Source organism: Streptomyces sp. NPDC006385, from assembly GCF_040612485.1.
In the GTDB taxonomy this organism is placed as follows: Bacteria; Actinomycetota; Actinomycetes; order Streptomycetales; family Streptomycetaceae; genus Streptomyces.
Map to the genome: position 1 here is coordinate 216,525 of NZ_JBEXQG010000006.1, position 12,906 is coordinate 229,430.

Below are 12,906 nucleotides of genomic sequence, written 5' to 3' on the forward strand. Positions count from 1 at the left end.
ACCACCCCGCACCGACCGACCCGCCAAGGAGACCCACCATGAGCAAGCAGACCCCGCAGACCGAGCAGCAGTTCGCCACCGAGGAGTTCTCCACCGACGCCACCGAGCTGGAGATGCAGGAACTGGAGGCGCTGGAGTCCCCCGGCTTCTGGACCGGCGTGTCGATCGGCACCGCCGTCAGCGTCTCGGTCGTCGTCGCGACCTGAGCCCGCGCCCCCGCCGTACCCGCCGTACCCCGGCGGCCCAACCGCCCCCGGCGACCCGGGGGTTCGCATCGGCCGCCCACCTGCCCCGGCCCCACTTCCGGCAAAGGAATGAGCTGGGCCGGGGCAGGCCACCCCACCGTATCCGACGCAGAGCACAAGGAGCTGCCGTGCCCACCGAGACCACCGCCGCCGCGACCCGCACCACCCGGCACCGCACCACGCGGCCGGCGAAGGTCCGCAAGGGAGCGATCCGGCCCGCGTTCGTGCCCCCGGCGCCCCCGCTGCGCGGCATCGGCCAACTGGCCGGCTGGCTGCGCAAGGACGGCACCCGAGCCGTCACCGTGGTCACCGACCCCGCGGTCGCCGACCAGCCCGTGACCACCGGGATCCTCGCCCAGGTCGAGAGCGTCGGCATCACTCCGGCCCGCCTCGTCCTGGACGGCCCCACCGGACTGGACGCGGTCGCCGAGCTGGCCGCCCGGCTGACCCCGGACGAGCTCGTCATCGGCATCGGCGGCGGCACCACCCTGGACTTCGCCAAACTGGCCGCCCTGTCCGCCCGCCACCCCGACTTCCCCCGCTACCTCACCGCCCCGCAGCGCAGCGGCTTCCTGGTCCTGCCGGCCGCGCTCGGCTCCGGCGCCCGTGTCCTCGCCGTCCCCACCACCCTCGGCACGGGCAGCGAACTGGGCACGGTCGCCTGCTTCGAACGCGACGGCGGCAAACTCCTCGCCACCGGACCCTGCCTGCGGCCCACCGCGGCGCTGTGGGCACCGGAGGCCACCGAGACCCTGCCCGGCGAGCTGATCGCCGACGGCGTCCTGGAAGCCCTCTTCCGCACGGTCAGCCCGTACGCGGGCGATGCCACCGACCTCCCCGAGCAGGACGCGGAAGTGGAGTCCCTCGCCACCCGTCTGCTCGTCGCCGGATACGAAGTGGCCGCCCTGCGCGCCGAACAGCGGCCCGTGCCCGCCGAACTGCGGCTGCGGATCGCCGAGTCGAGCGGCGAGAGCCAGATCGGCCGGATCAACATCGGCCGCAGCCCGTACGCGGTGAAGTGCTGGGCGATGGCCAACGAGCTGTCGACCACCCTGAACCTGGCCAAGATGCGCACGGTGTCCGCCCTGTGGCCGGTGCTGTGGCGGCACACCCTCGCCGGCGACACCCGGCTGGGCAGCCCCGCCCGTATCCACCGACTGTGGACACATCTGCGCACAGCGGCCCCATGGCTGCCCGCCGACCCGGCCGCCGGCCTGCTCCGGCTGATGCGCGACTGGCGCGTCGACCGCGAGGTGCACGCCGACGCCGGCCAGATCGACCGGGCCACCACGCGCATCATGCGCGGCTGGGGAGCGGGCCTCCCCATCCTCGACGAGTTGAGCGCCGACGACGTACGCGCGCTCCTCACCGAGGCCACCGAGCCGGCCTCGGGCGCACCTTCCCCCGCCGCCCGAGGCCCCCAGACCCGCACGGACGCCGCCCGGCGCCCGTGACGGAAACCCACCGAACGCGGTCCCGGACCCTCCGGGACCCGACACGAAGGAGAAGCACATGAGCGAGAAGAACATCGTCGAGACCGAGCTGCAGGACCTGGCCGTCTCCGAGCTGGAGATGCAGGAGCTGGAGACGCTGGAGGCCCCGGGCTGGGCGACCTCCGCGGGCGTCAGCGTCGGTGTCTCGCTGGTCTCCGTCGCCTGGAGCCTCACCTGATCGCCACCCCCTCGACCGTCGACCACCAACGAATCCAAGGGAGAAAACCATGAGCGAGAACCACATCGTCGAGACCGAACTGCAGGCCGTCGCCGCCGACTCCGAGCTGGAGATGCAGGAGCTGGAGGCCCTGGAGGCCCCGGGCTGGGCGACCTCCGCGGGCGTCAGCGTCGGCATCTCGGTCGTCTCGGTCGCCTTCAGCCTCACCTGATCCGACCCCACCTCGACCCACCACCCACAACCCACTGAAACGAAAGGAAGCCGTCATGGCCGACATCAAGAAGGACGTCCCCGCCGAGACCGCCGTCGAGAACAACGTCGAGCTGGAGATGCAGGAGCTCGAGGCGCTGGAGGCCCCCGGCTTCTGGACCGGTGTCTCCATCGGCGCCGGCGTCTCCTCCGCCGTCGCCACCTCGATCGCCCTCACCTGATCGAGCCCGCCCACACCACCACAACTCCGAGAGAGGAAAACGGACATGGCTGACATCAAGACGGACATCCCGGCCGAGACCGCGGTCGACACCGACGTCGAGCTGGAGATGCAGGAGCTCGAAGCGCTGGAGGCCCCCGGCTTCTGGACCGGCGTCTCCATCGGCGCCGGCGTCTCCTCCGCCGTCGCCACCTCGATCGCCCTCACCTGATCGAGCCCCGCACCAAGGGAACGCGACCCCCAGTGAGCAGCCCTCACTAGGTCTTCGGTGACACCGAGCACCGCAGATCCTGCCTCGGCCCTGCTTCCGGCAAAGGAATGAGCTGGGCCGAGGCGGGGGGCGCCCCCCAAGAGACCCGACCGACCCGTGAGGAACCCACCGTGAGCGCCACCACCGCATCACCCGCTGCGCCTGCCGCGCACACGCAGCGGCCGAACCGCGCACCGGGCACCGAGATCCACCCGCCCATGGGCGACGGCGGCACCTGGGTGCTGCAGCGTGGCCCGCGCTACATCCGGGTGAGCCCCGATGTCGCCGGTCTCGCCCAGCACTTCGACGGCGAGCGCGACCACGCGGAACTCGCCCGCCTGATGGGCGGCACCTGGTCCGCCGCCATGGTCGGCTTCGCCGTCCGCCGCCTGGACGAGCTCGGCCTGATCGACGACGGCGAGATGACGGCCCCCCGCCGCGAGGGCCGCTTCAAGATGGTCCCGCCGTTCACCTTCCAGTTCACGCTGCTGCGTCCGGGCCGCGCGATGCAGTCCCTGCAGCCGCTGTTCGTCCGCCTCGGCAACCGGTACCTGATCGGCGCCGCCCTGCTGACCGCGCTGGCCGGCCTCGCCGCGCTCGCCGTGCAGAACACGTTCGTGACGGGCGCGCTCTCCGGCCCGCTGTCGCCACTGACGTACCTGGGCGTCCTGTTCGGCCTCATCGCCGGCACCTCGATCCACGAGCTGGGGCACGCGGCGACCCTGATCCGCTACGGCGGCCGCCCGTCCCGTATCGGGATCATGCTCTTCTACCTGATGCCGGCGTTCTTCTGCGACGTCTCCGACGCCTGGCGCCTGCCCAAACGCCGCCAGCGCGTCCACGTCGCCCTCGCCGGACCGGCGGTGCAGACCTTCCTCGCCGGCGCCGCCGCCCTCGCCGCCTGGCCGCTCGCCGAAGGGAGCCTGAAGACCACCCTCGTCTTCTTCGCCCTCGGCAGCTACCTCACCGGCCTGCTGAACCTGCTGCCGTTCATCAAGCTCGACGGCTACATCGCCCTGATGAGCCACGCCGACATCCCGTACCTGCGCGACCGCGCCATCACCGACGCCCGCCGCGCGCTCGCCCGCCTCCTCTTCGGCGGCCGCTACGAACGCGAGCTGACCACCCGCTGGACCACCTGGTACGGCCTGGCCTGCATGGCCTTCCCGCTGTACCTGCTGTCCACCGCGCTCCAGCTGTGGATCGACCTGCTGCGGCGCGGCGGCTGGATCGGCGTGAGCCTCGCCGCCTGCGGAGTGTCGTACGGCCTGTACTTCCTGGGCCGCGGAACGCGCCGGCTGGCCGGTGAGGTGCGTGCCGCCGGGGCCGCCCGCCTGCGCGTGGCCACGGTCACCGGCGCCCTGGCGGCAGCCGCCGCGGCCCTGCTCCTCCTGCCCGTCCCGCACACCGTCTCCGCCGCGTACGTCACCCGCGGCGACGGCGTCGAGCTGGTGCTGCTGGACGGCGCGGACACCGACCGGATCAAGCCGGGCCAGCGGGTCACCCTGACCGCCAACGGCCCGGTCCTGCACCCCACGACGGGCACCGCGACCGTGGGCGCCGAGGCCCCCGACGGCACCGCGCCCCTGTCGTCCTTCTTCCCCATAGCCCTCGGCGAGGGCTACGACATGCCGGTCACCGGCTACCGGCTGACCCTCGATCGCGTACCGGACGAACCCACGGGAGCCGCGGAGGTGGACACCGGCCGACTCCCCCTGTGGGAGGCCGCCCACCGCACCTACGTGAGCCCTTTCCTCCCGTAACCCCGTCCGAACGCTCCTCCACTCTTCCCACCCGAAACGGCCAGGAGACGTACCGTGCTCGACTTCCGCTTCCTCGACTTCTGCCGCGAGGACTCCCTCTTCTACGACGCCCCCGACCACGACGGCGCCACCGACCAGGACTTCCACGCGGGCCGCGTCCCCGGACCCGGCTGGACGGTGACCCGCGGAAGAGAGTGGACGTTCTGCACCCCACCCGACCTCGACGTCCCCGACCAGGGCTGGAAGATCCACGTCTCCGCCTCCCCGGACAACGCGGCCGAGCTGCTGGACGTCGTCGCCCCGTACTGCGTCGAGCACGGGCTGATGTACAAGTACATCTCCACCCGCGAGATCCTCGGCCGACGCGGGTCGAAGTACGGCGACCGCAGCGCCAGCGGCAAGTTCATCACCATCTACCCGCCGAACGAGGAGATCCTGGAGCGCACGCTCCACGAGCTGGAGGAGCTGGTCGGCGGCACCCCCGCCCCGTACATCCTGAGCGACCTGCGCTGGAAGCAGGGCCCGCTGTTCGTGCGCTACGGCGGGTTCGTGCTGAAGATGGCCCGCGCCGAGAACGGCGCCCTGGTCCCCGGCATCCGCAACCCCGAGGGCGAGATGGTCCCGGACGTGCGCCGCCCGGCGTTCCGGCCGCCGGAGTGGGTGACGCTGCCGCCGTTCCTCGCCGAGGCCCACCAGGAGCGCAAGCAGGGCACGCTGAAGAACTTCCCGTTCCGCGTCCACAAGGCGCTGCACTTCTCCAACGGCGGCGGCGTCTACCGTGCCGTCGACCAGCGCACCGGCGCGGAGGTGCTGCTGAAGGAGGCCCGCCCGCTGGCCGGCCTCGACGCCAGCGGCGCCGACGCGATCACGCGGATGGAGCGCGAGCACTGGGCGCTGACCAAGCTGGCCGGCCTGCCCGCCGTGCCGGCGCTGATCGACTACCGCGACGGCCACGAACACCGCTTCCTGGCCCGTGAGTTCATCGACGGCGAGGCGCTGATCGACGTGCTGCGCCGCCGGCACCCCTTCACCTCCGGGGACAACTCGCCCGAGGCGCGCGCCGCCTACACCACCTGGGCGCTGGACATCCTCGACCAGGTGTCGGCGGGCGTGGCCGCGATGCACGAGCGCGGGGTCGTCTTCGGCGACCTGCACCCCGGCAACATTCTCCTCAAGGCCGACAACACGGTCGCGTTCATCGACATGGAGACCTGCACCCCGGTCGAGGACGGCCACCCGCAGGCGATGGGCGCGCTCGGCTTCCACGCCCCGCACCACCTCACCGGCGCGGACTGCGACCTGTTCGCCCTGAACGTGCTGCGGCTGACGATGTTCATGCCGATGCCGCAGATCGTGCCCTGGGGCGTGGCCAAGGTGCGCACGCTCCTCGACGTCGACACCGAGCAGTTCGACCTGCCCGAGTCGCTCGTCACCGCGATCGCCGACGGCCTCGGCCCCGACGTACTGACCGCCGGCCGCGACTTCTCCGTCCCCTGGCCCGCCATCCCGGACGCGGCCCTGCGCGAGGCCATCGCCCGCTCCATCGTCGAGGCCGCCTCCCCCGAGCGCGACGACCGCCTCTACCCGGGCGACGCCATGCAGTTCCTCACCCCGGGCGGGGGGACGACCTTCGCCTACGGCGCGGCGGGCGTCCTGTGGTCGCTGGCCCGCGCCGGACACGACATCCCGGCCGAGCACGTCCAGTGGCTGGTCGACCACGCCCGAAACGCCGAGACGGACGGCCCCGGCTTCTACACGGGCCTCGCCGGCATCGCGTACACCCTGGACCACCTCGGCCACCCCGAGGAGGCCGACGCCCTGATGGAGCGCGCCTTCGCCACACCGGCCGCGGGCGTCAGCGACTCCGTGTGCAACGGCTGGTCGGGTCTGGGCCTGGTCGCCCTGCACCTGGCCGACCGCCGCGGCGACCGCGCCTACCTGGACATGGCCCGCGCCCTCGCCGACCGGATCGGCAGCCCCGAGAGCGCCACGACCGGCCCCAAGCGCGTCGGCCTGGTCTACGGCCGCTCCGGCCACGCCCTCTTCCTGCTGCGCCTGTTCGAACGCACCGGCGAGCGGCGCTACCTGGACGCCGCCGAGACCGAGCTGCGCGCCGACGTGGAGACCGTCGACCTGTCGCAGGAGGACAGCCGGCTGCGCCTGGGCCCCGGCCTGATCGGCAGCGCCGGCATCGCCCTGGTGATCCGCGCGCTCTCCCGGCACCGCCCCGCCACCGACCTGGACGAGGCCCACCGCCTCCTCCTGGAGACCGTCCACGCCCACTTCGCCAGCTCCTGCGGCCTGTTCACGGGCAGGGCGGGCGCGCTGCTCACCCTGACCGGCACCCACCGCGACGACTCGCAGGTGCGCGCCCACCTGGACGCCCTCGGCTGGGAGGCGATGGCCGCCGAGCCCGGCCGCATCGACTTCCTCGGCGACCACGGCTACCGCCTGTCGACGGACCTGGCGACGGGTTCGGCGGGCGTGCTGCTGGCCCTGACGGCGATAGCGGAGGACAACACGGAACCACTCCCGTTCACGACACCGAGCCCGACGGTCGCGGCGGAGCCGACGGTTGCGGCGGGGCCGAGCGAACCCGACGCCGCCGACGGCGAGGACGCCCCACAGGGGCCACTCGCACCCGACACCGATCGCCGCACGGGTGGTGCGTGTGGGAACACCCCCGCCGAAGGCGAAGCCGAGGCGGGCCGGCCGTGATCGACGTCCCCCGTACCCTCGCCCCCACCACCGGGATAGCCACCCGCTACTCCCTCCTCCCGCCACAGCCCGACAACCCCCTGTGGAGCACAGCCGTAGCCCTCAACCCCATCGAAGGCTGGGACGAGACCAACACCCCCCTCTCCGCCCTCGTCGCCGGCGCCAACGGCCACTCCCGCGCCGACGCCCTGCTCCGCGGCGCCGGCGAGGCGGTGGAGCGCCGCGCCCTGCACCCGGACGACCACCTGCCCGTCGTACACGGCACCGCGACAGAACTGGGCACGAACGCCTTCCAGGCCCACGCCCACGCCCTCGCCCACCCGGACGCGGCCACCACCTCCCTCGCCTGGTACCCGGCGCTGCGGCTGAGCGACAGCTCGACCGTGCTGGTCCCGGCGGGCCTGGTCGACTGGCCCACCACCGCCCCGGCGGCGCTGTTCGACCCCTCCCCGTCCGGCGCCGCGTCCGGTGGCAGCCGCGACATGGCCCTGCGCTCGGCGCTCGTCGAGATCGTCGAGCGGGACGCCTTCACCACGGCATGGGGCCGCCAACTGCGCCTGCCCAGCCACACCGACCCGATCCGGGCGGTGGCCGAAGCCCCCGACCACCCCACCGGCGAAGCCCTGCGCACCCTGTGGCGGCGCGCGCTGGACCAGGGCATCGAGGCGACCTTCGCGCACATCCCCACGGCCGTACCGGGCCTGTGGTGCGTGGTGGCCTGCCTCATCGATCCGCGGGGAACGACCCGTCCGGGCGCGAACGCGATGGCGACGGTCGGCATGAAGGCGTCCGACCGCCCGCACGACGCCCTGCTCGGCGCCCTCCAGGAGGCCTGGCAGGTCCGCGCCGCCCTGGAGGCCACCCGGCGGGACGGTCCGGTCCACGCACCGGACCCGGTGGTCACCGAGCACGACCGCATCCGGTACATGCTCACCGCCGGCGCCTACACCGCCGTACGCGACTGGGTCGCCGGATTCACGCCGGCGCAAGCCCCCATGACGGAGCGAAAGGTGAGCACGGACGACATCGTCACCGCCGTCCTCGCCGACGGCGCCGACCCGCTCGTCGTCGACCTCACCCCCCGCCTGCCCGCCACGACCCGGGCGATGGGCTGGCAGGCGGTGAAGGTCGTCCCGGCCGGCTACCAGCACCTGCGCATGGACGAGACCCACGACTGGACCTGGCACCTGCCCCGCCTGACCACCGCACCGGAACGCACCGGCTGCCCCGCCCGCCTGACGGACCACCGGTCCGCCGCCCCTCACCCCCTGCCCTGACGGCCGAGCCGAACCCGAGACGAAGAGGAACACGCACAATGCTGGAACTGGACAACGTGGTACGCCGCTTCGGCGACCGCTGCGTGGTCGACCACGTCTCCTTCCGCGTCGACGAGGGCCGGATGACCGGTTTCGTCGGCGGGAACGGTGCGGGCAAGACCACCACGATGCGCATGATCATGGGCGTGCTGGCCCTGAGCGGCGGCGAGATCCGCTGGAACGGCACGCCGGTCACGGCCGTCGACCGGCGCGGCTTCGGCTACATGCCCGAGGAGCGCGGCCTGTACCCGAAGCAGACCGTGCTCGGCCAGCTGGTCTACCTGGGCCGGCTGCGCGGACTGACCGCCCGCGGCGCCGAACGCTCCGCCTCCGACCTCATCGAGCGCCTCTCCCTCACCGAGAAGCGCACCGAGCGCCTGGAGTCGCTCTCGCTGGGCAACCAGCAGCGCGTGCAGATCGCGGCCGCGCTGATCGGCGAACCGCATCTGCTGGTCCTGGACGAGCCGTTCTCCGGTCTCGACCCGCACGCGGTCGACTCGATGGCCGAGCTGCTGCGCGAGCACACCGACCGCGGTGTGCCGGTGCTGTTCTCCTCCCACCAGCTGGAGCTCGTCGAGCGGCTCTGCGACGACCTGGTCATCCAGGCCGCGGGCCGCACCCTGGCCCGCGGCACCGCCGACAGCCTGCGCCGCCGCGGCCGTGTGCGGCACCGCCTGGTGACCGGCGGACCCACCGACTGGGTGCGGGACGTGAAGGGCGTCGACGTCGTCGAGGCGGCTCACGGCACCGTCCTCATGGAACTCGCCACCGACGACGTGGCCGACCGGCTCCTGGCGGAGGCACTGCGCCGGGGCCCGGTCCGCGAGTTCGCCGAGATCGTCCCCAGTGTCGCCGACGTGTTCAGGGAGATGACCGCAGCATGACCACGCTGACGACCGAGACCCAGGCCCAGCCGCCCCGGCCGCCCCAGCCGTCCACCGAACCCACCACCGAGAAACCCCGGCCCACCATGCGCACCGAACCCCCCACATCCCGGACCCGGCCCCAGTCCCGTACCCCCTCGGCCTGGCGCATCGTCACCGCCCGCGAGATCTCCGTGAAGATCCGCGACCGCGGTTTCCTGCTCTCCACCCTCGCCACCCTCGCCGTCATCCTCGGCGCGGTCGGCCTGCAGTTCTACATCGCCTCCACGGCCGGGAAGATCACGGTCGCCGCGGTCGCCCCCGCCAGCACCGAGCTGGTCAAGCAGGCCGAGACCCTCGCCGACCAGGCCGACCAGGACATCGACATCACGCTGCGCAAGGAGTCCTCCGAGGACGCCGTGCGCGCCGCGGTCCGCTCCGGTGACGTCGACGCCGGCCTGCTGCGCACCCCGGCCGGCTGGACCCTGCTCGGCGACACCGACACCGACTCCACCGCCGCGACCTGGCTCGGCGCCGCCGTCCAGGCGAACGCGCTGGAGGCGAACGCCACCGCCGCCGGCACCAGCATGGCCGACCTCGCCAAGGGCGCCACGCTCCAGCACACCCTGCTCTCCCCCGACGAGACACCCGAGACGGTCGTCCGCATGGCGACGTACTTCTTCGGATTCCTCTTCTACCTCGCCGCCGTCCTGCTCGGCGTCTCGCTGGCCACCAGCATCGTGGAGGAGAAGCAGAACCGGGTCGTGGAGATCATCGCCAGCTCGATCCGCCTGCGCGACCTGCTCATCGGCAAGATCGTCGGCAGTACGACACTGGCGCTGGCCCAGATGGTCGCGTTCACGGCGGCCGCCGCGATCGGCCTGGTCGCGGCCGGCCACGAGGAGACCTTCGGTCAGGTCACCGCCGGCCTGGGCTGGTTCCTCGTCTACTACATGGTCGGCATCGCCGTCCTGGCCTGCGTCTTCGCCGCCGCCGGCGCCATCGCGACCCGCACCGAGGACATCCAGTCGACCACCACGCCGGTGAACGCGATCGTCGCCGTGGTCTTCGTCGCCGGCATCACCGCCTCCGGCACCGCCCAGAGCATCCTGTCCTTCGCTCCCCTGACCTCCACCATCACGATGCCCGCCCGGATCATCGCCGGGGACACCGCCTGGTGGGAGCCGGCGGCCTCGCTGCTGATCTCCCTGGCCGCCGCGGCCCTGGTCGTCCTGGGCGCCGAGCGCGTCTACCGCCGGGCCCTGATGCAGACCGGCCGAAAGCTCTCGTTCCGTCAGGCGCTCAAGCTCGCCGACTGATCCGCTTCCCTACCATCCACTCGCAACCACCCCTCACAGCAAGGAGATTGCCATGAACGACAACACCAACCGCTCGAACTCCGTCATCCTGATCGCCGCCCTGCTGGCCGTCCTGGTCGGCGCGGAGGTCGCCGTCCTCACCAGCGACCTGGACAACGGCGTCCGCTACGGCATCGGCGGCGCCATCCTGGCCGGCATCGTCGTCGGCGCCTACCAGCTCAGCCGCGCCCGCCGCGCCTCCCGCTGACCCGCCCGCACCCCTTCCAGGAGCCCTTTCCATGCCCATCGAGCACCGCGCACGCATCAGCGGACCTGACGGAGCTCACCCGGAGTTCGCCGCGATCCGCCTGATCGCACTGCTCCCGGCGGGCTGGACGGCGACCCTGCTCGAATGCTCCGGCCGTACGGCGGCGCTGACCTTCACGGTCCCCGACGGCGTTGCGGCCACCGCGTTCGAGACAGCCCTGGACGAGGTCCTCACCGCACCGCCGCTGCGCGGCTGGACCAGGGGCTGACCGACACGCAGCACAGGGAAAAGGGCCCGCCCCGGTGATCCGGACGCTGTTGGTTAATTCCGCCCCGCTGGATCTCATCCAGCGGGGCGGAGTGCTGCGAAGGGTGAAACGCGGGTGCGGGCGAGGGGTCTGCCGGTGAGGTAGGCGTCGAGGCGGGCGAGGTTGATGGCGGCTCCGGTGAGATGGTGCTGGAGCCGGGTTTTCGCGAGGCCGCGATAGCGGGATCTGCGCAGGCCGAAAGCCTGGACGCCCTGGGAGATGGTTCCTTCGACACCGGCGCGGTGTGCATAGCGGCGACGCCAGTGGTCGGTGTCCTGCTCGACGCGGGCCTTGCGGAGGATGTCGTGTTCAGCCTGCGTTCGAAGGGTGAGATTGCGGCCGGTCCTGGCTGTGGTGCACGACGTTCGCAGTTCACAGGGACCGCAATGGCGGGCGGCGAACCGGACACGGGTGACCGCGGTGCCTTCCTGGCTTCGGGCCTCTCGCCACTGGACGCTGGTGTGGCCACCGGGACACACGGCCCGTTGCTGGTCCCAGTCCACGGTGAAGCGGGTGTTGTCGAAGACGTTCCCGCTCGCCTGCCCCTTCACCGTGGTGGCCTGGACCGGGCCGACCAGTTCCACGCTGTGATCGCGGAGAGCATGGTGGATCTGCCCGGCGTCCACATATCCGGCGTCCACGAGATGCTCGTCGGGCAGGAGCCCGCGCTCATCCAGGGCGGCATGGATGTCCCCCAGGACGACGACATCGGCGACCGGCGCCGGCGTGGTGTGGATGTGGGTGATCAGGTGCGGGGCATCGGGCTCGCAGGTCTCGCTGAGGTGGACCTTGTAGCCGGACCAGTCCACGTCCCGCTTCGATCCGGTCCGGGCATCGGGTTCATGAGGGGTGCGTAAGCGGATCAGGCCGGGCGGAAGATTCTTCACCTCGCGCCAGCGCGTGACGCCATCGACATGCTGGAACTGTTGCACCCACGTCTGCCGCAGGATCTCCACCGCGGGCAAGCACCGCAGACCGGGCGGGGCCGCACCCGACCAAACGGCCTCCAGCAGCGTCATGCCGTCGGCGCCGCACTGGTCGCCGTGCTCGACGCGGGCCGCCCACCGGGACGGAAAGCGCCTGTCCTCCGGCCGGGCCGAGTATCGGTCAAACCACTCCGGCGTCGCCAGCGTCACCAGCCAGTCCCCGGCAACTTCGGCGATCTGGTTCAACGCGGCCCTCAGCGTCTCGACCACGAACTCCAGCCGGTTCAGGTCCCTTGTCACGGCCAGCACGTGGGTAGCGTCGGTGCGCTGCCGCTTGCCCGCCTTGACCAGCCCGGCCCTCCCGGCCGCCGCCAGTACCGCGTCGAATACCGACCGGCCCGCATCATCGTCGGCCAGCCGGGCCCGGAACTCGCTGAGCACGGAGAAGTCGAACCCGGTATCGGTCAGCTCCAGCGACAGCGCGTACTTCCAGTCCAGCCGTGAACGGACCGCATGCGCGGCCTGCCGGTCAGTCAGCCCCTCCGCGAACTGCAACACCGACACCAGCGCCAGCCGAGCCGGCGACACCGCCGGACGCCCCCGCGCAGGGAACAACGCCTCGAACTGGACGTCCTCGAAGACCGGCCCGAGCACATCCCGCATCCGCATCGCCAGACATCCCTTCGGAAACACCGCACGCACCACCCGCGCGGTCTCCTCCGGGATCTCCGCCAACTCCACCCCACGCAACGACACAACCCCACCCCTGGACATGACGACGGCCTGCACCACCCCAACGGGGTCGTACAGGCCGTCGTCACGCAAGACCCGGATTTACCAACAGCGTCCGG

At 72.2% G+C, this 12,906-nt stretch carries 14 protein-coding genes; 13 read left to right on the forward strand and 1 reads right to left on the reverse strand.

Annotated elements, in window-relative coordinates:
• The first annotated feature begins 38 nt into the window (after positions 1-38).
• The 13 genes from ABZ078_RS07165 to ABZ078_RS07225 all read left to right on the forward strand — a co-directional run bounded on the left by ABZ078_RS07165 (position 39) and on the right by ABZ078_RS07225 (position 11,090).
• The gene (locus ABZ078_RS07165) at positions 39-206 is read left to right on the forward strand and encodes a daptide-type RiPP (protein ID WP_356572446.1); all 168 of its coding nucleotides are present in this window, start codon (positions 39-41) and stop codon (positions 204-206) included.
• Positions 207-373: 167 nt separating this feature from the next.
• Complete coding sequence (gene mpaC / locus ABZ078_RS07170) at positions 374-1,699, forward strand: daptide-type RiPP biosynthesis dehydogenase (protein WP_356572448.1); 1,326 nt, start codon at positions 374-376, stop codon at positions 1,697-1,699.
• Between the two features lie 58 nt (positions 1,700-1,757).
• Positions 1,758-1,916 (forward strand): daptide-type RiPP, encoded by a 159-nt coding sequence (locus ABZ078_RS07175; RefSeq protein WP_356572450.1) that lies wholly within the window; start codon positions 1,758-1,760, stop codon positions 1,914-1,916.
• 49 nt (positions 1,917-1,965) lie between these two features.
• Positions 1,966-2,127: a daptide-type RiPP gene (locus ABZ078_RS07180; RefSeq protein WP_356572452.1), complete on the forward strand. Its 162-nt coding sequence runs from the start codon at positions 1,966-1,968 to the stop codon at positions 2,125-2,127.
• 55 nt (positions 2,128-2,182) lie between these two features.
• Complete coding sequence (locus tag ABZ078_RS07185; RefSeq protein ID WP_356572453.1) at positions 2,183-2,347, forward strand: daptide-type RiPP; 165 nt, start codon at positions 2,183-2,185, stop codon at positions 2,345-2,347.
• 45 nt (positions 2,348-2,392) lie between these two features.
• Positions 2,393-2,557: a daptide-type RiPP gene (locus ABZ078_RS07190; protein ID WP_356572455.1), complete on the forward strand. Its 165-nt coding sequence runs from the start codon at positions 2,393-2,395 to the stop codon at positions 2,555-2,557.
• A gap of 170 nt (positions 2,558-2,727) precedes the next feature.
• Entirely contained in the window at positions 2,728-4,359 is a 1,632-nt protein-coding gene (gene mpaP / locus ABZ078_RS07195; RefSeq protein WP_356572457.1) for a daptide biosynthesis intramembrane metalloprotease, read from the forward strand.
• 54 nt (positions 4,360-4,413) lie between these two features.
• The gene (lanKC, locus tag ABZ078_RS07200) at positions 4,414-7,077 is read left to right on the forward strand and encodes a class III lanthionine synthetase LanKC (protein WP_356572459.1); all 2,664 of its coding nucleotides are present in this window, start codon (positions 4,414-4,416) and stop codon (positions 7,075-7,077) included.
• Positions 7,074-8,354: a YcaO-like family protein gene (locus tag ABZ078_RS07205; RefSeq protein ID WP_356572461.1), complete on the forward strand. Its 1,281-nt coding sequence runs from the start codon at positions 7,074-7,076 to the stop codon at positions 8,352-8,354. The genes lanKC and ABZ078_RS07205 overlap by 4 nt, the downstream gene beginning before the upstream one ends.
• A 38-nt stretch (positions 8,355-8,392) precedes the next feature.
• Entirely contained in the window at positions 8,393-9,277 is an 885-nt protein-coding gene (locus ABZ078_RS07210; RefSeq protein ID WP_356572463.1) for an ATP-binding cassette domain-containing protein, read from the forward strand.
• Positions 9,274-10,575, forward strand: coding sequence for an ABC transporter permease (locus ABZ078_RS07215; protein ID WP_356572464.1), 1,302 nt, complete (start codon positions 9,274-9,276; stop codon positions 10,573-10,575). The genes ABZ078_RS07210 and ABZ078_RS07215 overlap by 4 nt, the downstream gene beginning before the upstream one ends.
• Before the next feature lie 52 nt (positions 10,576-10,627).
• Positions 10,628-10,822 (forward strand): hypothetical protein, encoded by a 195-nt coding sequence (locus ABZ078_RS07220; protein WP_356572466.1) that lies wholly within the window; start codon positions 10,628-10,630, stop codon positions 10,820-10,822.
• 31 nt (positions 10,823-10,853) lie between these two features.
• Entirely contained in the window at positions 10,854-11,090 is a 237-nt protein-coding gene (locus ABZ078_RS07225) for a hypothetical protein (RefSeq protein ID WP_356572468.1), read from the forward strand.
• A 74-nt stretch (positions 11,091-11,164) separates the two neighbouring features.
• On the opposite strand, the gene ABZ078_RS07230 is transcribed toward ABZ078_RS07225, so the two are convergent.
• On the reverse strand, positions 11,165-12,829 hold the full coding sequence (locus ABZ078_RS07230; protein WP_355274995.1) for an IS1182 family transposase: 1,665 nt from the start codon (positions 12,827-12,829) through the stop codon (positions 11,165-11,167).
• Positions 12,830-12,906: the final 77 nt, after the last annotated feature.

Bases quoted from the DNA above. Each gene is read 5' to 3' on its own strand.
- ABZ078_RS07210 (WP_356572463.1), top strand. From the start codon at position 8,393: ATGCTGGAACTGGACAACGTGGTACGCCGCTTCGGCGACCGCTGCGTG.
- ABZ078_RS07185 (WP_356572453.1), top strand. From the start codon at position 2,183: ATGGCCGACATCAAGAAGGACGTCCCCGCCGAGACCGCCGTCGAGAAC.
- ABZ078_RS07190 (WP_356572455.1), top strand. From the start codon at position 2,393: ATGGCTGACATCAAGACGGACATCCCGGCCGAGACCGCGGTCGACACC.
- ABZ078_RS07175 (WP_356572450.1), top strand. From the start codon at position 1,758: ATGAGCGAGAAGAACATCGTCGAGACCGAGCTGCAGGACCTGGCCGTC.
- ABZ078_RS07230 (WP_355274995.1), bottom strand. From the start codon at position 12,829: ATGTCCAGGGGTGGGGTTGTGTCGTTGCGTGGGGTGGAGTTGGCGGAG.
- ABZ078_RS07180 (WP_356572452.1), top strand. From the start codon at position 1,966: ATGAGCGAGAACCACATCGTCGAGACCGAACTGCAGGCCGTCGCCGCC.
- ABZ078_RS07215 (WP_356572464.1), top strand. From the start codon at position 9,274: ATGACCACGCTGACGACCGAGACCCAGGCCCAGCCGCCCCGGCCGCCC.
- ABZ078_RS07165 (WP_356572446.1), top strand. From the start codon at position 39: ATGAGCAAGCAGACCCCGCAGACCGAGCAGCAGTTCGCCACCGAGGAG.
- ABZ078_RS07220 (WP_356572466.1), top strand. From the start codon at position 10,628: ATGAACGACAACACCAACCGCTCGAACTCCGTCATCCTGATCGCCGCC.
- ABZ078_RS07225 (WP_356572468.1), top strand. From the start codon at position 10,854: ATGCCCATCGAGCACCGCGCACGCATCAGCGGACCTGACGGAGCTCAC.